This is a genomic window from Paenibacillus sp. Y280 (genome assembly GCF_056786335.1).
In genome coordinates this window covers 187529-211528 of sequence record NZ_JBXCIW010000001.1, presented here as the reverse complement: position 1 = coordinate 211528, position 24000 = coordinate 187529, and the positions used below count along the sequence as shown (strand labels likewise).

General features: G+C 47.6%; 18 protein-coding genes, 1 pseudogene and 2 riboswitches. Of the genes and pseudogenes, 16 read left to right on the top strand and 3 right to left on the bottom strand.

The genetic code is table 11. The features are described from left to right. The first annotated feature begins 62 nt into the window (after positions 1-62). The 9 genes from AC1TPC_RS00990 (at position 63) to atzF (ending at position 15328) form a co-directional block, all read left to right on the top strand. Positions 63-1724: an extracellular solute-binding protein gene (locus AC1TPC_RS00990; protein ID WP_482065012.1), complete on the top strand. Its 1662-nt coding sequence runs from the start codon at positions 63-65 to the stop codon at positions 1722-1724. Between the two features lie 122 nt (positions 1725-1846). Continuing rightward, the gene (locus AC1TPC_RS00985) at positions 1847-3388 is read left to right on the top strand and encodes a response regulator (protein ID WP_482065011.1); all 1542 of its coding nucleotides are present in this window, start codon (positions 1847-1849) and stop codon (positions 3386-3388) included. Then, positions 3385-5169: a sensor histidine kinase gene (locus AC1TPC_RS00980; RefSeq protein WP_482065010.1), complete on the top strand. Its 1785-nt coding sequence runs from the start codon at positions 3385-3387 to the stop codon at positions 5167-5169. The genes AC1TPC_RS00985 and AC1TPC_RS00980 overlap by 4 nt, the downstream gene beginning before the upstream one ends. An 817-nt stretch (positions 5170-5986) precedes the next feature. Further along, positions 5987-6138: riboswitch (guanidine-I (ykkC/yxkD leader) on the top strand. Between the two features lie 76 nt (positions 6139-6214). Then, positions 6215-7228 carry an ABC transporter substrate-binding protein gene (locus tag AC1TPC_RS00975; protein ID WP_482065009.1) on the top strand — a complete coding sequence of 338 codons (1014 nt, stop codon included), beginning with the start codon at positions 6215-6217 and terminating at the stop codon, positions 7226-7228. A 6-nt stretch (positions 7229-7234) separates the two neighbouring features. Beyond that, entirely contained in the window at positions 7235-8035 is an 801-nt protein-coding gene (locus AC1TPC_RS00970) for an ABC transporter permease (RefSeq protein WP_482065008.1), read from the top strand. Positions 8036-8154: 119 nt separating this feature from the next. Beyond that, positions 8155-8317, top strand: a riboswitch (guanidine-I (ykkC/yxkD leader). 58 nt (positions 8318-8375) lie between these two features. Further along, the gene (locus tag AC1TPC_RS00965) at positions 8376-9095 is read left to right on the top strand and encodes an urea amidolyase associated protein UAAP1 (protein ID WP_482065007.1); all 720 of its coding nucleotides are present in this window, start codon (positions 8376-8378) and stop codon (positions 9093-9095) included. A gap of 38 nt (positions 9096-9133) precedes the next feature. Beyond that, positions 9134-9784 (top strand): urea amidolyase associated protein UAAP2, encoded by a 651-nt coding sequence (locus tag AC1TPC_RS00960; RefSeq protein ID WP_482065006.1) that lies wholly within the window; start codon positions 9134-9136, stop codon positions 9782-9784. A 55-nt stretch (positions 9785-9839) separates the two neighbouring features. Continuing rightward, positions 9840-13475, top strand: coding sequence for an urea carboxylase (gene uca / locus AC1TPC_RS00955; protein ID WP_482065005.1), 3636 nt, complete (start codon positions 9840-9842; stop codon positions 13473-13475). Beyond that, positions 13472-15328: an allophanate hydrolase gene (atzF, locus tag AC1TPC_RS00950; protein WP_482065004.1), complete on the top strand. Its 1857-nt coding sequence runs from the start codon at positions 13472-13474 to the stop codon at positions 15326-15328. Before uca ends, atzF begins: the two co-directional genes overlap by 4 nt. A 737-nt stretch (positions 15329-16065) precedes the next feature. Here the strand turns inward: atzF and AC1TPC_RS00945 are convergent. Continuing rightward, entirely contained in the window at positions 16066-16350 is a 285-nt protein-coding gene (locus tag AC1TPC_RS00945) for a hypothetical protein (protein ID WP_482065003.1), read from the bottom strand. Positions 16351-16531: 181 nt separating this feature from the next. On the opposite strand from AC1TPC_RS00945, the gene AC1TPC_RS00940 reads away from it, so the two are divergent. From AC1TPC_RS00940 to AC1TPC_RS00925, 4 genes and pseudogenes are all read left to right on the top strand, one after another. Further along, entirely contained in the window at positions 16532-16825 is a 294-nt protein-coding gene (locus AC1TPC_RS00940) for a hypothetical protein (RefSeq protein WP_482065002.1), read from the top strand. A 13-nt stretch (positions 16826-16838) separates the two neighbouring features. Continuing rightward, positions 16839-17297, top strand: a complete 459-nt coding sequence (locus AC1TPC_RS00935) for a type II toxin-antitoxin system VapC family toxin (protein ID WP_482065001.1) — start codon at positions 16839-16841, stop codon at positions 17295-17297. 80 nt (positions 17298-17377) lie between these two features. Beyond that, positions 17378-17848, top strand: a pseudogene (locus AC1TPC_RS00930) (S-layer homology domain-containing protein); the annotation flags it as partial. Positions 17849-17878: 30 nt separating this feature from the next. Next, complete coding sequence (locus AC1TPC_RS00925) at positions 17879-19576, top strand: Ig-like domain-containing domain (protein ID WP_482065319.1); 1698 nt, start codon at positions 17879-17881, stop codon at positions 19574-19576. A gap of 98 nt (positions 19577-19674) precedes the next feature. On the opposite strand, the gene AC1TPC_RS00920 is transcribed toward AC1TPC_RS00925, so the two are convergent. Further along, positions 19675-20784 (bottom strand): N-acetylmuramoyl-L-alanine amidase family protein, encoded by a 1110-nt coding sequence (locus AC1TPC_RS00920; RefSeq protein ID WP_482065000.1) that lies wholly within the window; start codon positions 20782-20784, stop codon positions 19675-19677. 277 nt (positions 20785-21061) lie between these two features. Here AC1TPC_RS00920 and AC1TPC_RS00915 point away from each other — a divergent pair, with 277 nt between their 5' ends. Beyond that, positions 21062-21769: a DNA alkylation repair protein gene (locus AC1TPC_RS00915; protein WP_482064999.1), complete on the top strand. Its 708-nt coding sequence runs from the start codon at positions 21062-21064 to the stop codon at positions 21767-21769. 40 nt (positions 21770-21809) lie between these two features. Here AC1TPC_RS00915 and AC1TPC_RS00910 read toward each other — a convergent pair whose 3' ends face one another. Further along, positions 21810-21974: a hypothetical protein gene (locus tag AC1TPC_RS00910; RefSeq protein WP_482064998.1), complete on the bottom strand. Its 165-nt coding sequence runs from the start codon at positions 21972-21974 to the stop codon at positions 21810-21812. A 110-nt stretch (positions 21975-22084) separates the two neighbouring features. Between AC1TPC_RS00910 and AC1TPC_RS00905 the strand changes: the two genes are divergently transcribed. After that, complete coding sequence (locus AC1TPC_RS00905) at positions 22085-22642, top strand: TetR/AcrR family transcriptional regulator (protein ID WP_482064997.1); 558 nt, start codon at positions 22085-22087, stop codon at positions 22640-22642. A 143-nt stretch (positions 22643-22785) separates the two neighbouring features. Further along, the gene (locus tag AC1TPC_RS00900) at positions 22786-23967 is read left to right on the top strand and encodes an MFS transporter (protein WP_482064996.1); all 1182 of its coding nucleotides are present in this window, start codon (positions 22786-22788) and stop codon (positions 23965-23967) included. Positions 23968-24000 lie beyond the last annotated feature (33 nt).

The window sequence follows — 24000 nt, the reverse complement described above, 5'->3', positions numbered from 1 at the left end:
AAAGTAGTTTAAAGCGAAAGCTTTGAACATATAAAAAAAGTTTGAAAGGGGATTTTAAACAGATGATTACAAAAAGAAAATTGCTCATTCCAATGGTTTCTGCTTTTATGGCTGTTTCATTATTGGCAAGCTGCAGCGGAAAAGATGGCAATTCTGGCAATGGTGCAACGCCTAGCAACGCGGCGGAAACGAATAACGGCAACAAAACGGAAGCTGTATATGAGCTTGGCAAGGAGCAGTTGGATTTTACGCTATATGGTCACTATGACTGGTACACGATGCCAACATGGGGCGGAGAAATTACAAGCTCATGGATTAGAGATAATAAGAAAGTAAACGTAAAACCGATTCATTCCGGTGGTGCAGCTCCTCAGAAGCTGAACACGATGATCGCTACAGGCGATCTTCCTGATGCAATCTGGCTGGAGCGCGTCGATGTGGAGCAATTGCGCAAAGCAGACCTGCTCGTACCATTTGATGATTACCTAGATAAATACCCGAACTTGAAAAAATGGCTGGGCGAGGAAGGCATTAACATGCTTCGTTCCGAAGACGGCAAGCTTTACCAGTTCCCGAACTGGTATACGAGCCAACCAAACGGTAATGCCGGCTATGTTGTAAACAAAAAGATCTACAATGAGCTTGGAGCTCCAAAGCTGGAAACAACCGATGATCTTTACAACTACTTGAAGCTTGTAAAAGAGAAATATCCGAACGTCGTTCCTTACGAGCCGGATTTGGCGAAAGACGGACAAGGTATTGATGTCTTGTACACAGCTTTCAAAGAAAACGACCAGAACTTCCCAGGCATGCGTGCAGTGCCTAACGGTGATAAGCTGACTTCAATCTTCCTTGATCCGGAATACCGCGAGGGCTTCCAATATGCTTCTAAGCTATTCCGTGAAAAATTGATTACACAGGATGCAATGACGCAAACGAAAGATCAAATTACAGAAAAAGTAATGACAGGCCGCGTAGCGGTATATGCAGGGGCTAGCCCAACTGAGCTTGCGATGCAAGCACATGCTGAGCTTGTGAAGAACGATCCTGAAGCAGGTTACTTCATGATCTGGCCGATTCACAAAGAAGGTCTTGATAAAAACAAAATTTTCCCTGGCAGCTACGGTATGCTAGGCTGGAACGTAACTGTTATTACGAAAAAAGCTAAAAACCCAGAAGCACTATTCGCTTTCTACGACTGGCTGACTGGTCCTGAAGGACAAAGCGTATTGATGTGGGGACCCCCTGGACTTTATTGGGACGGTGTAGAAGCAGATGGATTCACGCCGAAATTCACAGAAAAATATACGACTGAAGCAGGCGAGATGGCTAAGCTTCAAGCAGAAACAACAGATCTGAACTGGGTTGGCAACACGGTATTCCTAGATACGACTAAAGCGAAGTTTGAAGAGAAATTGCCGGTAGAACAACAAAACTGGGCGACTCGCTTCCAACGCGAGATCACTTGGAAAACGCAATCCAATATTACTGAGTTCATTAACATTGATCCGCAACCGGATTCGGAAGAAGGCATTATCCGTCAACGTATCGAGGATCTATACCTTGAAGTAAGTGCGAAAGCATTGTTCGCTAAGAGCGATGAAGAAGTGCTAGCGATCTTTGATCAAGCGGAAAAAGATGCTCAAGCAGCGGGTTACGATAAGCTGCTTGCTTTCAAAACAGAAAAATGGCAAGCAAATCTAGCAAAAATTAAAGCGCAATAACTTATAGCTTTTCAAAAAACGCCGGGTATACTAAGATTCTTAGTATACCCGAGTTTTTTCGTTTAAATGGGGTCATTTATTTGTAAGATATACTTATTGTGTTTATTGGAGCTGAGGACATCATGTATAAAGTATTGCTTGCTGACGATGAAAGGCTGGACTTGGAAGGGATGCGCACGTTTATCCCATGGAAGGAATTAGGCATGGAGGTCGTGGCTGGTGTGATGAACGGCTTCGATGCTTGTAAGGTGCTCGATTCTGAGAAGGTAGACATTCTTGTAACCGACGTCCGCATGCCGAATATGACAGGGCTGGAACTGGCGAGACGCGCACTGGAAATGTCGAAAGATATTAAAATTATATTTGTCAGCGGATATCAGGATTTCAGCTATGTGAAGCAGGCATTGTCACTAAATGCGGTCAATTACGTGCTGAAGCCGATGGATGATCAGGAGCTGATTGATTCCTTGCTTAAAGTTCGTGACGATTTGGACAAAGAGCGAGTACGACAGGATGCCTATTGGCAAATGGTGCCGATCGTCAAAAACGAATATTTATTGCAGCTTCTGGAAGGTACGAGCAATGAGAAGACGATAGAGGTACTGAATAAAGAGTATGAAATGAATCAGTTCAATTGGCCTGGTTATGCTGTTGTGATCGAAATTGATGATATGTCTTGGAAACAGCATGATGAGAGCCGGAACGCACCAGACGAGATGAAGCAGGTTGTATCGATCTGTAAGGAGCTCGGTATCCGGCAAATATGTAAAATAAGCAAAGCACGGGTCGCGCTTCTTATCGAGCATTCAGACAGCGAGTTTTTGCCAGTGAAAATAGTTAATCTTGTAAATGCACAAAATACGTTCACCATAACGGCAGGAGTAGGAGAACAGTTCGGCTCCATATCCGAATTATCCCTCTCGCATCGTCAGGCTGTGGAAGCGCTCGATATGAAAATGTTCTACGGCAAAGGAAAGGTAATCGGTCACGGCGAGGTTAGACCGGCTGAGAAGGAGGATTTGAAGCATCTCGACGCTAAGCTTGAAGCGTTGTTCGTAGCGATGTCAGGCTATGAGCTTGTAAGCATTCATGATGAGCTGGACGATCTGTTTCAGGTTGCCAAAAATTTAAAATCCAAATTCACGATGCGGAACTATGCCCTCTATATTCTCATGAAGCTCGATAATTATTTGCAAAGAACGAATGAAAATGTGTTTCAGCTGCTCGGTATGGAGCTGAATAATTATGATATTATTATGCAATTCGAAACGATCCACGACATTCATGTGTGGCTTAGACGCCGCGTTTATGAAATTTCCGAGACGCTTCAGATGAATAAGCAAAAGAAAAATTGGAAGCTCATTAAGCAAATGATCGATTTTATGAAAGAGCGGACGCATGATAACATTACACTGAGGGATTTGGCTGAGCAATTCTCATTATCGCCAAACTATCTCGGATTGATTTTCAAAGAGGAAACAGGGAAAAACTTCAGCGAATATTTCATTCAGCTGCGAATGGAGAAATCCTGCGAGCTTCTTAAAACGACCAATATGAAAATTTATGAAATAGCCGACCGTGTTGGCTATCGCCATTTGCCTTATTTCAGCAGACAATTTAAAGAAACATACGGCATGACGCCACTGGAGTACAGACGAACATGACGACTCAGAAGAAGGAGCACCGCTACATTCCGTTTGGCATCAAGCTGATGCTTACGTATAGCTTGTTTATCATTATTCCAGTGCTTCTCGTCGGATACACAGCCAATTTGATCTTTACGAACTCCATACAAGAGCGAACGCGCGAAATCAATCACGGGACGCTTGAGCAGATGAAGGATAATATCAATTACAAGCTTGAGGATATGTCGCGCATTTCGGGCATGCTTTATTTCGATAGCAATTTAGCTTCCTATTTACGCCGCTTTGGAGAGGGCTGGGTTAGCTATGAGGCTACGACGAAGCAGCTTATTCCAAGAATATTAACGACAATCGAGGCTGCAAACAATAAAATGAGGCTTGAGGTCTATTTGCATAATGACACGCTGCCCGAAATTTATCATGACTATAAAAAAACGGATCCGCTTAATTCTGAGGGGCCTCTTTACGATTTGTATCACATTTCAAGGATCAAGGATAAGCCATGGTACTTGGATTACCCGAAGGAAAAATATGGGGTGACCATGCAATGGAAGCAGATAGAGGGCGATTCGGTTTTTGGACATATATCACTGTTGAGACGTCTTGTGGATACGAATAAGCCAACCAAGCTGGAGGAAATTGGCTTTATTCGAATCAGCCTTCGGCTTGCAGATTTGCTGGGAAGCGTTGATTCTGAGAAAATCGGCAAGGGTACAAAAATCTTCGCGATTGATGAAAATAGCAAAATTATGTTCTCCTCAGGCGATACAGACGTTAAGCTGGGCGAGACGCTGAATGAAGAGGACATTGCTAATTATTGGGTTATTGATAATTCGATACCGCAGCTGAATTGGAAGCTCATAGCGCTAGTACCAAAAGATATAATGGAGAAGGCGACGAACGAGGTTAGAGTGTGGACGATATTTATTTGTTTGGCTTGTTATATCGTGTTTTCTTTCGCAGGCTTGTTTATATCCCGTTTCTACTCGCGTAAAGTATCCAAGATCGTTCGCGTGCTGGATTCGTTCCAAGAAGGGAACTTCCAGAAAAGCATTAATTTCAAGGGGAAGGATGAATTTACGCGCATATCCGTTGCCCTAAATGAAATGGGTCAGAACATCGATGAATTAATTCAAGAAGTATATATGACGAACATAAAGAAAAAGGAAGCAGAGCTGGAATCGCTGCAAGCGCAAATTAATCCTCATTTCTTGTACAATACACTGTCTTCGATCAGCCGCTTGGCTAAGTTTGGCGAAGTGGATAAGCTGCAGCGGATGGTGCTCGATCTGGCGAAATTTTATCGTCTGTCGCTTAATGAAGGAAGAATGGTCATCCCGATTAGAAATGAGCTGGAGCAGGTCAGCGCTTATATTAACATACAGAAGACAAAATTTGCTGACGGCATGCAGGTGTTTTTTGATGTTGATCCTGATGTATTCAAGTTCACAACCGTGAAGCTTATTTTGCAGCCATTTATTGAAAATGCGCTGGAGCATGCTTGGTATGGCGAGCGGATCAATATTCGGATCGTTGGAAAGCTGGAGGGAGAGCTGATCACCTTTCAAGTCATTGATGACGGTGTCGGCATTCACCCCGAAATGCTGCGCCAGCTGTCCGATCCTGTTGAGAGCTTGAACGTTGGTTATGGCATTCGCAATGTTGATGGGCGAATTAGGCTTCATTTTGGCGCCGAGTATGGTGTCAGGATTGTCAGCAAAAGAGGAATGGGAACGTCAGTATGCATAACCATTCCGGCGAAAACAAGCGTTAGCCAATCAGAGGGGCTCTCCCAAAAGTAGTATGCTCGCTGGGAAGATAGCTCGCTTTGAATGGAATGTTGGAAGTGAAAAAATAGCGGTACAGGGACATATTCCTGTACCGCTATTTTTCTATTTAGGTCTATGGTTGCTTGGCTTCATGAGATTGTGGGCAAGCGAAAGTCTCCCCGCCTCCAGGCTTACCTGTGGCAAGCCACGAAGCTGGAATCGGCGGAATCCCTGGTTCTTCTGTAGTCTCGGGTACAATCATTCTTGGGGCTGAGCCCTCTTGAGTGAGCATTAACGGGAAAAACTCCCGTTATTTCAAGTGTTTTTTGGCAAAAATCAGGTTTAGATGGATTTTCTCCCGTTAATATCTCGCTTTTGACCCTATTTCGGTGAAAGTGCTCTGACTAACGGGAGTTTTTCCAGCTAAATGAACAAACTGGCGACTTATCAGGAAAATAGATGGAGTTTTTCCTGTTCATTCCACAAAACTGAAATGATTTGAGGTAGCATTTTATTTCAAACATACGGGTTAGAACAATGAGCGATGGAATAAGCGAAAAAGCTTGTGGAAAGTAAGGTTAGGAGAGTAAGACAGGAGCTTTAGGGCTTTAGGGCTCTCAACTAACTGGTTAAAAAACTTCGTAGTTAGGAACAAGTAAACGAGCAGAATTTGGGTGTTTCTATTCCGTGCGAGCACTTTTGGGGCAGCCCCTTTTTTCGTATCTTTTAAACTTTATGTAATAAAACCTAACATAGTTATTGACATATCCGTACGATCCACACTATAATTCGGTTAAACGTAAGGTTTTATAACAAATGAATATCGGCTCTTTACCATTATTGATGAGAGCAGCTAGCAGTCTAGGGTTCCGTTAACGACGACTCGGCGCAGCAAGAATGCGTTCGGCAAGTGGTTAAGACTGGTCCAAGAGACGGCGTATAGATGAAGCGGGGAAGCGGCCGATCATCTATATAACACGGAAGGATAAAAGCCTGGGAGATCATTCTCCCTGGTTTTTGTTTTTTTATAGGACTTTTTAGGCAGGCGCTAGTAAAAAGATGACAGGAGTGGGGCGTAATGAAAAAATCATTGAAGGCAACATTGGTTCTTATGCTTATCGTATCGATGGTGTTTATGGCTGCTTGTTCCGGAAAAACAAAGGAAACGTCGGGAGGGGCAACGGACAATCCGATTACGATTGCGCTTAGTCCTTGGCCGGGTTGGTATATGTGGTATTTGGTAGAGGAGAAGGGTTTTTTCGAGAAGCACGATGTTGACGTGAAGCTGGAGTTTTTCCCGGTATACAGCGACTCGCTTCAAGCGATCGTAGCTGGCAAGGTTGATGCGAACAGCCAGACGTTAAGCGATTCACTCGCTCCTCTTTCTAAGGGGATCGGTCTAAAGGCTGTCCTTGTAAATGATAACTCCTTTGGCGGAGATGCGATTGTAAGTAAACCTGACATAAATTCCATCAAAGACTTAAAAGGCAAAACAGTTGCGACGGAGCTTGGTACGGTTGATCACTTCCTTTTGCTTACTGCGCTTGCCGAAAACGGAATGGACGAGAAGGACATTAAATATGTGAACATGACGGTGAATGATGCGGGGCCTGCCTTTATTTCGGGTAACACGGATGCTTCGGTGCTTTGGGAGCCATTCCAAACGACTGCTGTGAAGGAAGGCAAAGGCAAGGTGCTTTATTCGTCCAAGGATACGCCGGGACTCATTCCTGACTTGCTTGTGTTCCGTGATTCGGTTGTGAAGAATCGCCCGGAAGATGTGCAAAAAATCGTCGATGCCTGGTTCGATGCACTGGCTTGGTATGAGGATAACAAGGAAGAAGCGATTAAACTGCTCGCTGAGAAGGCGGAAACGACACCGGAAGATTTCAAGCTTGGCTTAGACAGCATCAAGCTATTCGGAGTAGAGGATAACGTCAAGGCGTTTGAGAAGGGCGACGATTATACATCGCTTAGCTACACAGGTCTGAAAACAGCGGATTTTCTCTTTAAGCTTGAGATGGTCGACAAGCTCGATAGCGTTGATGAGCTGCTGGATCCGCAGTTTGTAAATCATAAAGCAGGGAAGTGATAAGCGATGGGGACGCCACTACGACGTAAACCGTATACATTTCAAATATTCAAAGACATCGGCCCAAAGCCGTTTGCCGTAACGGCGGGGATCTCCTTCGTATTGCTGATTGGCATTTGGTCGCTGCTCAGCTATACCGAGACGGTTAGTCCGATCTTCCTGCCGAAGCCGCATGCCGTGCTCGTTCAGCTCATATTGAATCTCGGCAGCCCGGAGTATTGGGGGCATATCGGAATTAGCGTATTCAGGGTTACAGCTGGATTCTTGCTTGCCTGCGTGATTGCCATTCCAATCGGAGTGTTTGCCGGCACGTTTAAGTACGGCGAAGCATTCGTAGAGCCGCCAATGGAATTTATCCGTTATATGCCGGCGGTTGCCTTCATTCCGCTCATTATGGTATGGGCCGGCATCGGAGAATGGGCTAAGGTGCTGTTAATTTTTATCGGCTGCTTCTTCCAGCTGGTGCTGATGGTCTCGGATATTACTAGACGCGTATCGCATGACCTGCTGCATGCTTCGTTTACGCTGGGAGCATCGAGATGGAAGGCAATCGAGACCGTTATCATACCGGCTATCCAGCCTCAACTGATGAATACGCTTCGTCTCATTCTAGGCTGGGCTTGGACTTATCTTGTTGTAGCGGAGCTCGTAGCTGTAAGCAGCGGACTAGGCTATCAGATTATGAAGGCGCAGCGGTTTCTAAATACCGATGAAATCTTTGTCGGCATTATCGTCATCGGCTTGCTCGGTCTTGTAAGCGATCGGGTGTTTGCTTTTCTAAATCGTCGCCTGTTCCCTTGGGTTTAAGGTTAGTGTGATAATACCTAACATCAATATTGACAATATTAGTTGAACCCGATTATACTTCGATTAAACGTTAGGAAACATCACAATAACATATAGGTTCTCGTGATTGCCATTGAGGACGAAGAGCTGTCTAGGGTTCCGCTGAAGACGGCTGACGATTTGCAATAGTTGAACTGAATCGTCGGCATGTAGCAGGTCTGGTCCGAGAGACGGCATATAGCAGGGCAGTTATTGGATAACGGAGCCCGCTATAGTACACGGAAGGATAAAAGCCTGGGAGATTACTCTCGCGGGCTTTCTTTAATTTTTAAGACCAACATTTTTTGAGGGGGAAACAAGGATGAGCAGCATTTGGAGCACAACCATTCGACCGGGCGGCAAATGGTCAGGAACGATTAGTCGAGGGAGATTGCTACGGTTCACCGCGCTCGAGGCGGGAGCGAATATATCCTTGCTTTTATACAATGCAAAGGATTTGACGGAACGCTATAACATGCCGGACACGTTAAAAGCGCAGCATACCTCACATCTAACTAAAGGAAATATACTCATGAGCGATAACGGCAGGTCGCTTGCCAGCATCGTGGACGACGAGCTTGGCTGGCATGATGCGATATGCGGCTACACGAGCCGCGCGGCGACGGATGCCAAATACGGCAAGACCACTTACCAGGAGCTGCGTAATGAATGGCTGCATAGCGGACAAGAAAATTTTGCGGTGGAGCTGGTAAGAAACGGACTCGGAGTAAGGGATCTGGTTCCCGTCGTGAATCTGTTCTCCAAGGTGTTCTGCGATGAGCAGGGCGTTATGCATTTCAGCTCGGAGCATTGCGAGGCTGGTGCGACCGTAACGCTGAGAACTGATATGGATGTCCTGCTGGTGCTGTCGAACACGCCAAACCCGCTTGATCCAAGCGGTGAATACCCGTCGGTGCCCGTTCAAATCGAGGTGCTTGAAGCTGAGGCTGTAACGGATGATGATTATTGCTTGAACTACCGTCCGGAGAACCGGCGCGCCTATGAAAATACGCAAGAATATTACTTGCTGCAAGGTCTATAAGCTTAGCAATACCCATCATAGATCAGGAGGAATGACATATGTCTGTTTTTAATCGAGTGGAAAGCCCGCGTAAGGCAGAGGATGCCATATACGATGAAGTGATAGCCGCCGGCGATGGCTGGATGTATGATTTGGAGCCGGGGCAAGTGCTAAGAATCGTCGATTTGGACGGAAATCAAGCGGCCGACACCTTGTTTTACGATGCGGATCAACCGGAGGATCATTACAGTGCGGTTGCGACGATCGTTGGTCAAGGCAATATCTATTTGACGACAGGTACGGTGCTGCTGTCAGAGTCCGGCAAGGAAATGCTGAAGATCGTTGCAGATACATGCGGTCGCCATGATACGGTCGGCGGCTCATGCTCGGCACAAAGCAACACGGTTCGATACTCGCATGACAAGCTGCACATGCATAACTGCCGCGATACGTTTATGCTGCAGCTGGCGAAGCGGAATGAAAACTATACGAAACGGGATTTGGCTCCGAACATAAACTTCTTCATGAATGTGCCGGTTACGGCTGACGGCGGCCTTCAGTTCGCGGATGGCGTATCCTCGCCCGGCGCTTATGTGGAGCTGGAATCGCTTTGCCGCACAACGGTGCTGCTCAGCAATTGTCCGCAGCTTAACAACCCGTGCAATGCTTATAATCCAACTCCGGTTCGGGTGCTCATTTGGGAGCAATAGAGTCTTTTATACTTGGTAGATCTACAGAAGAATCACTTGGCGAGGAGAGGTTACGATGTTCACGAAAGTATTGATTGCAAACCGCGGCGCGATCGCCGTTCGCATAGAGCGAACCTTGCGCAAGCTTGGCATCGCATCTGTCGCCGTATACACCAGCGCCGACCAAGACAGTCTGCATGTCGATCATGCAGATGAAGCAATACTTATTGGGGAAGGACCGGCTAAAGAGAGCTATTTGAATACAGACCTAATTTTGCAAACAGCGCTTGAGACAGGCGCGCAGGCGATTCATCCGGGCTATGGCTTCCTCAGCGAAAATGCTGACTTTGCACGCGCTTGCCGCGAGCACGGCATCGTATTTATTGGGCCGACTCCTGAGCAAATGGAGATGTTTGGCCTCAAGCATTCGGCGCGGGAGCTTGCCGAGCGGGCAGGCGTCCCGCTATTGCCGGGTACGGCATTGATTACGGAGCTGCAGGAAGCGCTCGTACAGGCTGCCCAAATCGGTTATCCGGTTATTTTGAAAAGCACCGCGGGCGGAGGCGGCATCGGAATGCGGGTATGCGCGGATGAGGAAGCGCTGCGCTCGGCCTATGACGGCGTGAAGCATTTGGCGGAAACAAACTTCAAAAACGGCGGATTGTTTTTGGAGAAATATATTGCGAGAGCGCGCCACGTCGAGGTGCAAATATTCGGCAATGGCTTTGGCGAGGTTGTCACTTTGGGCGAGCGGGATTGCTCGATCCAGCGCCGCAACCAGAAGGTCATTGAAGAAAGCCCTGCTCCAAATCTGACGGAAGAGGTTCGGAATGCGATGTTCGAATCCTCGAAGCGCCTTGCGGCAGAAGCGGGTTACCGAAGCGCTGGAACGGTCGAATATTTGTATGATCCGGAAACATGCGAATTTTATTTTCTTGAGGTGAACACGAGGCTTCAAGTGGAGCATGGCGTTACGGAAGAGGTGTTGGGCGTTGATTTAGTGGAATGGATGGTCCGGGAAGCGGCTAATGAGCTTACGGATTTGCAGTCGCTTGTGAAAGCGCCTGTCGGCCACAGCATTCAAGCGCGCATTTACGCGGAGGATTGCTTGCAGAACTTCCGTCCGAGCGCGGGCCAGCTTGATCAAGCTGTATTTTCGGAAAACGCCCGCAATGAGTCATGGGTAAGAGACGGCCTTACGGTGACGACGCTTTATGATCCGATGCTTGCGAAAATTATCGTTCACGGCGCAAATCGCGAGGAAGCGATCAAGAAGCTGATTCAGGCGCTTGGCGAGACAAGGATGTACGGCATTACGACAAACCTGCAATATTTGCAGGCTCTGCTTGGCGATCAAGAGGTTGTAGACGGTCATGTCTATACGCAGCTGTTAAATGGCTTTGAGCCTGCCGAGCATGCGATCGAGGTTGTAGACGGAGGCGTGCAAACGACCGTTCAGGATTGGCCGGGACGTGTCGGTCACTGGGATGTCGGCGTTCCGCCATGCGGGCCGATGGACCCTTACTCCTTCCGAATCGGCAATAAACTGCTCGGCAACGATGATCAGGCCGCTGGTCTTGAACTAACGCTGCGCGGCGGCGCTTATAAATTCCGCAGCGGCGTATGGTTCTGTATTACCGGCGCGGATATGGCAGCGGAACTGGACGGCGTGAAGGTTGAGCTGTACAAGCCAACTTTTGCGGATCGCGGCCAGTTGCTTAGCTTTGGGGAAGCGCAAATGGGCTTGCGCACGTATTTGCTCGTTGCAGGCGGCTTCGATATGCCGCGTGTTCTTGGAAGCGCGGCGACGTTCACGCTTGGCGGGTTTGGCGGGCATGGCGGACGCGCGCTTCGTGCAGGCGACGTGGTTGGCGTAAACAAAGCGGCTGAGCCTGAGTTGTTGGTGGAGCTTGCTCCGAGTGAACGTCCGCAGATGTCGCGTGAATGGACGATTGGCGTCATTCCCGGACCGCATTGTACGGGGGAGTTTTTGAAGCCTGAATATTTGAAGCAGCTTTCCGAGACGGCTTATGAGGTTCATTTTAACAGCTCGCGCACCGGGGTTCGATTGATTGGGCCTGCACCGCTATGGACGCGGGAGGATGGCGGAGAAGCAGGACTTCACCCATCGAATATTCACGATAACGCGTATGCGATCGGTACGCTTGATTTGACTGGCGACATGCCAATCCTGCTGGGCCCGGATGGACCTAGCCTTGGCGGCTTTGTATGTCCGGTGACGACAGCTTCGGCGCAGTTTTGGAAAATTGGCCAGCTGCATGCCGGCGATAAAGTGCGCTTCCGGTTGTTGACGCTTGAAGAAGCGGATGAGCTTCGCGATGTGCAAGAGCGCAACTTGGAGGCGATCGGAGGCTCGGCACGCAATGGTTTGCCTTCTGCTGAGCTTTCGGATACGGCATCGGCTTTGACGCCGGATTACCCGCTGCTCGTTAATGAAGTAGAAGGCCGCAGATTCCCGATCAAAATCCGCTGCAGCGGCGATGAGAATTTGCTTGTGGAATACGGCGATCTGGAGCTGGATCTGCTGCTGCGCTTCCAAGCGCATGCGCTTATGCAGGCGATCGAGCAGTCCGGACAAATTCCGGTACTGGATTTGACGCCGGGCATTCGCTCCTTGCAGGTACACATTGACCGTTCCAAAATTACAGTTAACGAGGCGTGCAAGCTTATTTTGGAGCTGGACAGCTCGCTGCCGCCTTTGGAGACGATTCAAGTACCCTCGCGTATCGTTCGCTTGCCGCTCTCATGGGATGATCCGGCAACGCAGCTGGCGATTGACCGCTATCAGCAAACCGTTCGCCCGGATGCCCCTTGGTGCCCGAGCAATATTGAATTCATCAGACGGATTAACGGGCTGGACAGCATCGAAGACGTGCAAAAAATCGTATACGAAGCTAACTATCTTGTGCTTGGCTTAGGCGACGTATATTTAGGCGCTCCGGTTGCGACGCCGGTTGATCCGCGTCACCGCCTTGTTACGACGAAATATAATCCGGCAAGAACATGGACGCCGGAAAATGCCGTCGGTATCGGCGGCGCCTACATGTGCGTATACGGCATGGAGGGTCCGGGCGGCTACCAATTCGTTGGCCGAACGATTCAAATGTGGAACCGCCTGCGCAGCACAGAGAGCTTCAGGCCAGGCAAGCCATGGCTGCTGCGGTTTTTTGACCAAATTCAATTTTATCCGGTGGAGGCCGATGAGCTGCTGAGGCTTCGCGAGGATTTCCTGCGCGGCAGATATGAAGCGGACATTACCGAAACGACGTTTGATCTAGGCGAATATTTGAAATTTCTAGGCTCTATTGAAGAGAGCGCCGCGGCGTTCAAGGAGAAGCAGCAAGCCTCGTTCCAAGCGGAGCGCGAGAGCTGGAAGGAGCTTGGTCTTGCCGAGTATGTGGCGGAGCACGAGCCGGCGCGGGCCGAGCAGGAGGAAGAGCTGCAGGAGGGCGCGGCTGCTATTCGCTGCACGATGCCGGGCAGTGTGTGGAAGGTGCTTGTAGGCATTGGCGAGCAGGTGAAGAAAGGGGACACCTTGCTCATCGTAGAAAGCATGAAAATGGAATTTTCGCAGCAAGCCTCATGCGACGGCGAAGTCTGCTCCGTGCATGTAGAGCCGGGCGATCAGGTGCATACGGGCCAGTTGATCGTTGGGATCTTGCAGCATGAGGAAACGGAGGCGGTCGTATGACAAAAGTGACCATTCCACAGAAGCTATCGATTGAATGGCTGGAAAAAAGCTATGCGAGCGGGTTATTGACGCCAGAGGATGTTATAGCGGAAATCGTGCAGCGATCAATATCAGATGCGGGCATGAATATATGGATTACGCCTCCGTCTATGGCTTCGCTTAAGCCTTATTTGGAAAGGCTGGCTCTGCTTGACCCAGCTAATGCTCCGCTTTGGGGTATCCCGTTTGCGATCAAGGACAATATCGATGTAGCCGGCGTTCCGACGACGGCTGGCTGCGAGACATTCGCTTATACGCCGCAGGAGCATGCGTCTGTCGTGGAGCGGCTTGTCGCGGCAGGAGCGATTCCGATTGGCAAAACGAACCTAGACCAGTTCGCGACTGGGCTTGTCGGCACTCGAAGCCCTTATGGCGAAGCCCATAATTCGCTTCGTCCGGAGCTGATCAGCGGCGGTTCGAGCTCCGGCTCGGCCGTTGCTGTTGCCCGCGGCCAAGCCGTATTTTCGCTCGGGACAGATACGGCTGGCTCCGGAAGGGTGCCGGCTGCGCTTAATGAGCTTGTCGGCTATAAGCCAAGTCTCGGCTCATGGCCGGTGAAGGGCGTTGTGCCTGCTTGCGCCAGCCTTGACTGCGTTACCGTATTTGCGCATAGCCTGGAGGATGCTCTTGTCGTGGATAGCATCGCTAGAGGCGTTGACGAGAATGACCCTTGGTCGCGGTATGTGCCGAGGCAAGAAGCAAAACTGCCAGCCAATTTCTGTTTGCCGAAGCAGCCGGTAGATTTCTATGGACCGTTCGCAGAGAAATATGAGGAAGCTTGGCAAGCTGCGGTGAAGCGCATAGAGAAATTAAACATTCCGATTGCGTATGTGGATTACGAGTTATTTTCGGATGCGGCTGCTATTTTGTACGATGGTCCATGGGTTGCGGAGCGCTGGGCGGATTTAAGAGATTTTATTGAAACGAATCCGAATGTTGCCTTTCCGGTGACGGAACAAGTATTGCGCTCGGGTGCTGCGGCAAAGCATGATGCGACTTCGGTATTCAGCGCGATGCACAAGCTGCAGGCTTATAAGCTTGAAGCGCGAAAGCTGCTGCAGGATGCGGTGCTCGTCATGCCGACCTGCGGCGGAACATGGACGCGCGAGCAAGTGAGGCAGGACCCGATCCGCACGAATAGCGACATGGGACGCTACACAAACCACTGCAACCTACTCGATTTATGTGCAGTAGCTGTACCGGCAGGAATTGCGGATGAGCGGCTGCCATTTGGCATTACGCTGTTCGCGCTTGCGGAGAATGAGCATCTTATTAACGAAGCTGCGCGTTCGTTCGTGAGCGAAGGTGAGGGAACTGCTGAATCGGGAAATGCTGCCGGAAATGAAAATTCGCAGGCAGTCGCTGATGATACGTTGACTTTGACCGAGCTGACAGCGGTAAATGAAACAGGGGCTGCATCCGATCCTGTTGAAGAGATGATCGTAGTTGCGGTTTGCGGCTTGCATATGCGAGGCTATCCGCTTGAGAAGCAAATGAATGGCCTCAATGCGCGCTTCATGCGCGAGGCGAGATCGGCACCTCGCTATAAGCTGGTGAAGCTGCCAACGACGCCAGCGAAGCCAGGCATGATCAAGCAATTGCAGGGCGGCGCATCCATTGAGCTCGAGCTTTGGGAAATGTCTCCGGCAGCCTTCGGAACGTTCACTTCCTTAATTCCGGCGCCGCTAGGCATTGGCAAGGTTGAGCTGGATGATGGTACAGAGGTATCCGGTTTCGTCTGTGAAGCATACGCTGCTGCGAATGCAGAGGATATTACCGCATACGGCGGCTGGCGCCATATTCCGCAAGTATAATAATAATGACTTCCGAAAAAACTCGTTATTCGAGCTTTTCGGAAGTCTTTTTCTTTTTTAGAAACAAAAGGGGGAATACAAGCGTCTAGTAATTGGACATATTATCATAATAGATGGTTTCTGTATAAGGAGAATATAGTATGCGTATTTCTTTAATGAATAGACTCTCGACGTGTGTAGGAACTTTTATAAAACGAACTTTTATTATAGCGGCGACGTATACGATGCTTTACTTTTTAACCTACATGCTTGCTGGATTCAGTTACTCGGCGCTATTTAATGCTCCCGCAGATCAAAGCAGGTCAATCTCTTGGCTTTATTATGGAATCATGTTTACAATCATTCCTTATCTAGGTTCATTGGTTATTACTTTAGCTGAACTAAACCGACAGAAGCAGTTTTCAAAAAGACATATTTTTTGTTAATACATACTCTTTTAGTAACGCAAGCAGTGGATAAACTAGGCGTTACTTTGCTGGCAAATTTGATGGCTAAAGGTTTCCCATGGTATGGACACGAGTTTCCGTCCGCGGGCTTTGAATTATTGTGCGAAGAGCTACCCTTTTACTGTTCCGGCTACGTTAAACCTTATCTTGCTATTAACACAGTTGGTAGTATGATTGTTTTTACAATAGCTTATGTTGCTTACAGATTTAAAATTAAAGTATTAAAGTAGCTCACCTGTGGCCCTTCCTAGGTTACGCAAACGGGAGAACTCCAGATTTTTCTATTGACGTTTAAGGAGTCTTCAGGACTTCAACAGACTTTACTTTTATTAGCTTGGGATCCCAGATATCATCATTAGATAAACTGTATAAAGTGAATTTTACAGATTGACCAACCTGTAATTTTTTGTAGTCTTTATACTCGATTTCTGTGACGTCATTGATGTAAACATAACCCTTCTTTTCATCAATTGATGTGATTTTCCCCGAAAGTGTAAATTCCTCTCCTTTGCTATGACTGCAACCAGATATCACTATGCTGATACAAATCAGTACTGCATATAAATATTTATTCAATGTGAGCCATCCCCTTACTTTCTCTATTAGACTCTTCCAACTCCAAAAATGTTTCCAATTTACCCAAGACGCTCATCACCTTGCTAGAAGCCAGAAGCTAACTTTCCACCCGACACTACCCCCTTAAATCGACAAAATTAGACGAATTAATATAAAAGCTATGCATAAGGAGTGAATCACGATGGTGAATAATTACAAACGCTTTATCGAAAAAGCGAAGTCTACCGCTTCCGAATTCATTTCCTCAAGAAGTGAAGTACAAGAAGAAGAAGGTACTATAGAACTCAATCCGCAATATTATGATGAGCTGAAAGCAATCGCCGATATGCAGCATACGACCGTGCAAGAAATCGTCAATGGAATCATTGTCCAATACCTGGCAAGCGCCCCATACGAATCAACCCCAATCTCAGTGGATCAAAAGGAAGATAACCCACTTCTGTATTTGGATGGTATTTGCAAACTAGAGGATTAAGGAGTGCTTACATATGGATAACTACTTGAACATACAGGAAACTATTTTTCTGGATGAAACGGCTTTAGCCGCCTTAATGAACCCTGAAGACCCCCGCTATTTGAAAGCCCGTTCCCTGTTTTTGGATTTGCATGATCTTGAACGTAATTATGTGACTACCAACTCCATTATATTTGATCTTCACGTATGGCTTCGCAATGAATACAGCTATCAGCAGGCGGAATATTTTCTGAATGCAATTGATAAGGCAGTGAGCAAAGGGAAGCTGGAGATCATCTCCAGCGGCCCCGAATTTGAGAGGGAATCGCGCAGACTGCTTATGGACAGGCCCGAGCTCCGTTTCTCGCTCAGCGAAGCATTAACTGCTGTGTCCATGTCCTATTATCAGGTAAAACGCATCTTTACTTTCAACCGCAATTACATGATGCTTGCCAATTTGGATAAGGATATTCGAATCATTCCATCCCATTAAAGACTTCGGCTGTATTTATTTTGTTGATATAAGCTCGCGGCGGATTTACGGAAGTTTGCTCGAATCGTGACTAGTTTTGGATGAGACAGCCTTCGACAGAAACATTTTCCTCCGTGGCGTCGTTAAAGAGGGTATATTCGCTGGTCCGCATCCGCTTACGGTCTTTTCTTTTTCCGCGGTTCCAGCAGAAATTCTATAGGAGGACTGCAAAGATGAGGAAAATCGCATTGGCATTGCTCGCGTTATCGTTGCTCCTTGGATTGGCCGTCCCTGCAGCGGGAGCGGCGACGCTCACAACGGAGGAGAAGTTCCAAGTGCTGAAGCGGCAAGGAATTATGACCGGTTTCGAGGACGGCTCGTCCCGCCTGAACGAATCAATGTCCCGCGAACAATTCGCTACCGTGCTCTACAAGCTGCTCGAATTGCCTCGTTCCAATTCCACGCCCGGCTTCGTGGACGTGCTGAAGACGCGCTGGTCGTTCGCGGCTGTCCAAGCGGTGCGAAGCGCGGGCATCATGATCGGTAAAGGGGGTAACCGATTCGAGCCGAAAACCCCGGTGAAGGTCGAAGAATTGGCCACCGTGCTGGTGAAGGTCAACAACGTCCCTGCCAGCCCGAACGTCGGCTTCGTTGGCAAAGTATCGGCCTGGGCGAAGGTTGCGGTCGGAACCGCTCTTAGCAAAGGCTGGATCACCCCTCGGAACGACTACACGGTCCACGCCACGCGAGGCGTGCTCGTAGAAGCTGTCTACGCGGTCTATACGGGCTGGGATAGTGTGCTGGACGTGAAGTCGATCGAAGGACTGAACGTCCAGACGGTGCGAGTGAACCTGAAGGCGAAGACCGACTCGGCGGATATCGGACGATTCTCTCTGCGTGACGATCTTGACAACGTCGTGCCGATCATTCTCGCGACGGTCGGCGGAGACGGGATGTCAATATTGCTCACGACGAGCAACCAGCTCGAGAACCGCAAGCATTACTTAACCATCGATGGAAAAGCTTGGGATTTCTCTTCGACGAGATCGGACTTGGTGAAGCCTGCGATAACCGGATTCGACCGGGTAACGGCTCGCGCATATATCCTGACATTCTCTGAGCCGGTTGAAAACAAGACGGCTACGAGTCCCGCGAACTACTCGTTTTCCGGCAATCTGAAGCTAACGAATCTGCAACTCTCTTCGGATAAGAGACAGGTCACGTTCTCCACGTCGAATCAGTCGGATAACACCAGGTACTGGCTGACTGTCAAGAACGTCAAAGATCTCTCCGGCAACGTGATGGACACGCGATCGGATTTGTCCATCATCGGCAACGACGACGCGGTAAAGCCGACGATCATCGATTCGGAATTTAAGGTGAATACGGATGCGTCATTGACTGTCAAATTCAGCGAGAAGGTAAATCGGGATATTGCCGTACAGACTGGACGGTACACCATTGGCGGCTTGACGATCATATCAGCGAGCCTGGACAACGAGGGACGCACCGTCACGCTGCGGACTTCCGCCCAACAAGACAAGACCGTGTACAACCTTACCGTGTCGGGCATTCCCGACCTGGCTGGCAACGTGATGGATTCGAAATCGGGCCTTCTATTCGGAGGCATCTTCAATCCGATCCTTCCGGTTAAGCTTCAGAGCATAGCCGCGGTTAACGAGAACACCATCGAGATCACGTTCGACAGAGATATCAAGGACGCGGATGTCGGTTCCTTAGCTGTAACGATTCTTAAGGACAACGGCGCCAACGTTTCGATGTCCGGCTGGAGCAAATACGCTGTCCGCAAGCCGGGAACGAATAGGGTCATTGCTGTCCAATTCCGCACGGGAACTGATCCGAATCCGGGCTTGTTCCATCCTGGCCACGTGTACACGGCGAGGGTAAATGGCGTGTCGTCACTCATCTCGCAGGACGGCGCGAACGAATCCGCGTTCGCGGGAACCATTGTCGCCAACGAGGCTCCGTATGCGAACCAGGTTATCGTCTTGAGCCGGACGACGATTAAGGTCGTATTCAGCGAACCAGTGAAAAACGTCAACGAGCCGTTCTTCGTAATGAAGGAACAGGGAGGGGACGCCGTCGCTATCTCTCGCGACGAATTAAACAACACGGGTGCGGTCGTTACCGAGGTAACGCTGAAGCTGTCCAAGGACATGAAGCCGGGCCAGGTGTATGTACTCACGTTCAAACCGGGCATTACCGATGCGGCAGGCTACAACGGATGGAAGACGAAGAACGGCAACGAGGATATCAGCCTTCTTTTCACCGGCGTATAAGAAACTTAATCTATTGATCGTTTTGATGGCGAGACCCCTACAAGAAAAAACAGACCGCCCAAAGCGGGCGGTCTGCTCTTGTCCGATCAAATTTGCAGTTACCTGCTGAAGTAATCCTCCAGCCCTTTTGCAATTGCTTTGGCTGCTTTCTTCTGGTAGTCGGAGACGCGGACAATGGATTCATCCTTTGCGTTGGACAAGAAACCGAGCTCTACGAGTGTAGATACCCTATCATTTTCCCTCAAAACGTGAAGATTGCCAAAAGAAATCCCGTTGCTCTTCAAGCCGATGCCATCTGAAAGTCTGTTTTCTATCGCGCGGGCCAATGGTTGATCTTTCGTTTCCGAATAATAGAAGGTAAGTATGCCGGAAGTTTTTTTCTCCGAAGAATTATAATGGATGCTGACGAAAGCATCTGCCCCGGCGGATTCGCTTATTTTCACCCTGTCGGAAAGCTTGGGCCTCTCCTCATCCTTCGTTCTTGTCATGACGACGCGAGCTCCGCGGCTGCGAAGCTCATCCTCGAGGTAGGAGGAGGTGCTCAAATTAAGCTCTTTCTCTATCGTTTCATATTTCGTACCGATCATTCCAGGATCATCTCCGCCGTGACCGGGGTCAATGACGATTACCTTCCCCTTAAGTCCATTCGATTTTCCCGAAGAAACCGCCGCCGTTTGTTTTGCGCCTTTCACGATATAACGATCGGATACCCAGCCGATTTGCCCATCCGGAGTCTGGATCCGAACCCATCCTTCCTGGTTGTCCATTATCGTAACAGCCTCACCCTTTGTTAGGCCTCCTAGAACCTTATAGTTCAATCCGGCGCCAGCCCTGATCCGCAGCGAATCCGCGAGCACAGTCGCCCGGGTGGTTTCAGAACTCTTTTGCACAATGCCATCTTGATCTGTCGCCGATGCCGTTACGACACTGCCATCGACCTTCTTCAAATAATGACCTGCCGTCCAGCCGGAGACCCGGTCCGACTTGATGCGCAGCCAGCCGTGTTCTTCACTCGAAACGGTGACCAACTCGCGATTCTTCAAAGCACCTACGATCGACGATTCAAGTGAAGGCTCACTGCGGACATTCAATGAGTCGGTGTATACCCTGGCTGTATAATTACCACTTGCTGCCGCTTGGTTTGGTATATAACCGGAAATACTAATCAACCCACAGATCAAAATGATCACGTATACATTTTTTTTCATACAAGTCTCCTTTAGTATTCTTAGGCTATGTAGGTCTACTATTATACCAGCAATTACTAGATTCATGCAGTCTTATATATGTAAAATTGCCTGCATTCTCCATGCGTCGTCAAAAACTAGAGTCACGGCCATAAGTCAGAGTCTGACACTAGTAAAATAGCTGTTTTATACGGATTAAACCGTATGACAAGGAGACAAATGCAGTACACTATGGCTGTCCAGTATGTGTTTATGATAAAATTGGTGAAATCCTTCATGAATAAGGAAGTGTTAAACAATGAATTCCGAGATGGTTATGCATGAGCTTGAAGCTCTCGGCAAAGAACGTACCAAGAAAATATACGTATCCAATGGCGCGCACGAACCGCTTTTTGGTGTGGCTACAGGCGCAATGAAACCAATCGCCAAGAAAATTAAAAAAAACCAACCTTTGGCGGAGCAGCTTTACGCAAGCGGAAATTACGATGCCATGTACTTTGCCGGTATAATTGCAGACCCAAAAGCAATGACCGATGATGATTTTAACCGTTGGATAGATTCGGCTTATTTTTATATGCTATCCGACTATGTAGTGGCTGTAACCTTGGCAGAAACAGATATTGCACAAGAAGTTTCCGATAAATGGATCGCAAGCGGCGAAGAACTGAGAATGTCAGCAGGCTGGAGTTGTTACTGCTGGCTTTTGGGTAGTCGACCGGACGGCGAATTTTCCGAAAGCAAACTTGCCAATATGCTTGAAATCGTGCAAAATACGATTCACGATTCTCCCGAACGAACAAAATATGCAATGAATAGTTTTCTTTACACCGTGGGGGTATCCTATTCGCCTCTCCATGATAAGGCTGTCGAGACCGCAAAAGCAGTTGGTCAAGTAGAAGTCAAACGGGACAAGACAAAAAGCAAGTTTCTACACGCTTCCGAAACTATTCAGAAGGCGGTAGATAAAGGGCAACTTGGTTTCAAACGCAATTATGTAAGGTGTTAATGATTACGTGACGAACATGCAAAACGATGTGCATAACATCTCATTTTGTGCGTATGTAAAAGGAGCAGCCGATTGGCTGCTCCTTTTCACTTGCCGCTTGGGCGATTCTGGCATGCAGCGAATATTTAGCTATGATGCCATGGTCACGCCAGACGTTGACCTTTTGATTAAGCACCTTGTAATATGAGCCGGTGCTGACCATCACTCTTCCATCGCCTCTGTGAGCTCCGCGACCTCTTCCTGACTGAGAATATTGTCCACCTGAACGAACTGCTCTTCTTGACAACTTATCAACTAGTAAGTTAGTATTTGTTTATGGAAAATAGAAAAACACAAATTCTTGACCTGTCGCTGGATCTGATCCGCGAAAAAGGTTATGTTGCAATTAGTTATGACCATATATCTAAGCAATTAGGTGTGACAAAGGCAAGCATTCATTACCATTTCGAAAAGAAGGAGGATTTAGCGGTTGCTTTAACGGATAGGATCCATCAGACTTTGCATACATTAATGTTGTCCGTGAATAACGCTTCAATATCCGTCGAAGAGAAAATAAAAAGATTAATGACTAAACAATTAAAGCTAGGGAATAAAGGCATTTGTCCAATATCTTCGCTTCAAACGGACTTTGAATCCCTTCCGGAAGTCGTTCAAGTAAAAGTCCAAGAACTAAGCCGGTTTGAATTGACGATTTGGATGGAACTCCTAACAGAAGCGCAAAAAGAAGGGGTAGTTAAAAGTTCCGTTGACGTTGAATCTTTAGCCTATGCCGTCTTGTCATGCATTAAAGGTAGCCTGCAGTACAAACGCGTGTTAGAAAAGGACATATTATCTAAAATTACTGACCAAATAGATAGGTTAATTAGAAGTTAAATTTTTTTGAAGAAAACTTACCAACTAGTAAGTAAGTATATTGAAGTTTGTATTTCTTCCAGTTTCATCTAATTACAAGATAAACATTTGAACTTTGAGATTACCTACTAGGAGGTAATCTCAAATTAGAAAGAGGAGATTTTATGAAAAGAATGCTTTGGGTTGTTCTTATGATGTCCTGCGGAGCTACGTTTATTTCCTCATTATTCCCTTTATATGGGGAGCATTATCGGCTGAGCAGTCTGGAAATCACGATCTTGTTTGCCGTTTATGCCGCTATCCTGCTGCCGACCTTGCTTGTCGTTGGGGCCAGAGGGAACGCCTGGGGATTGAAAAGAGTGCTTCGCATCAGTATTTGGATTTCTATTGCTTCGACATTGATCTTTTTAATGAGTATTAACGTTTGGATGCTCTATGCTGCAAGGATTTTGGAAGGCATTGCATATGGAGCTTTTACAGGTACTGCTAGCGCTTTTTTATTAAAACAAACCTCTCAAAATAAAGTGGGTATGGCAATTAAGTTATCAGGAGTAATAGTAAACATCGGTTTTGGCCTGGGCCCAGCTATTTCAGGCTTAATTGTGCAATATGTTCATTTTATGCCGCTTCGGCTGCCATATTGGTTTCTGCTTGTCATGTTAGTCAGTTCCTTGGTCGTTCTGGAAATGTTACCGAAGAATGAAGATTCCCAAGCGCAGAAGCCAACAGATAAAACTAAAATTTCGCTAGGTGTTCCAGACCATATTCGTACCCATTTTTGGTCATTTATCGGACTTCCAATCTTTACTGTTTTTACGTTAGGCGGAATTGTATTTTCTCTAATTCCTTCATTTGCCAAGAACGTTATTCACACCGACAATCTTTCTATTTCCGGGTTGTTAATTCTGGTCCTTCTAGGCGGGGGAGCTTTGATGCAGTTCTTCCCTTGGCCGCGTAATCCCGTTACTCGGATGCGTATTGGAATCCTCTTCCTTGCCACTGGATCGTGGGTCATCGTTTTTTCTGGTCAGACAGCGAGTTTATTTTTGCTCTGGGCTGGTATAATTATTCAAGCAATTGGCGCCGGATGGACTTTTCAAGTTTCTTTAAGGTTTGCCAGCCAGTTGCCGAAGCCGGAAGAACGTCCGCGAGTCATTTCGGCATTTTATATATGCGCTTACTCCGGATTCATTGTTCCTCCTGTTGGAGTCGGAGTGCTAACTCAATTTTTCAATTTGAACTTCTCGTTGATTTTTCTAAATTTGTTTGCTGCACTAATCGTTATCTATGTATTAATTTATTCAGTCAAATTTAATCGTTATTATTCGAAAATTACATCAAAATAGTTTTACCGATATTTTTAACAGTAGATACTTTGC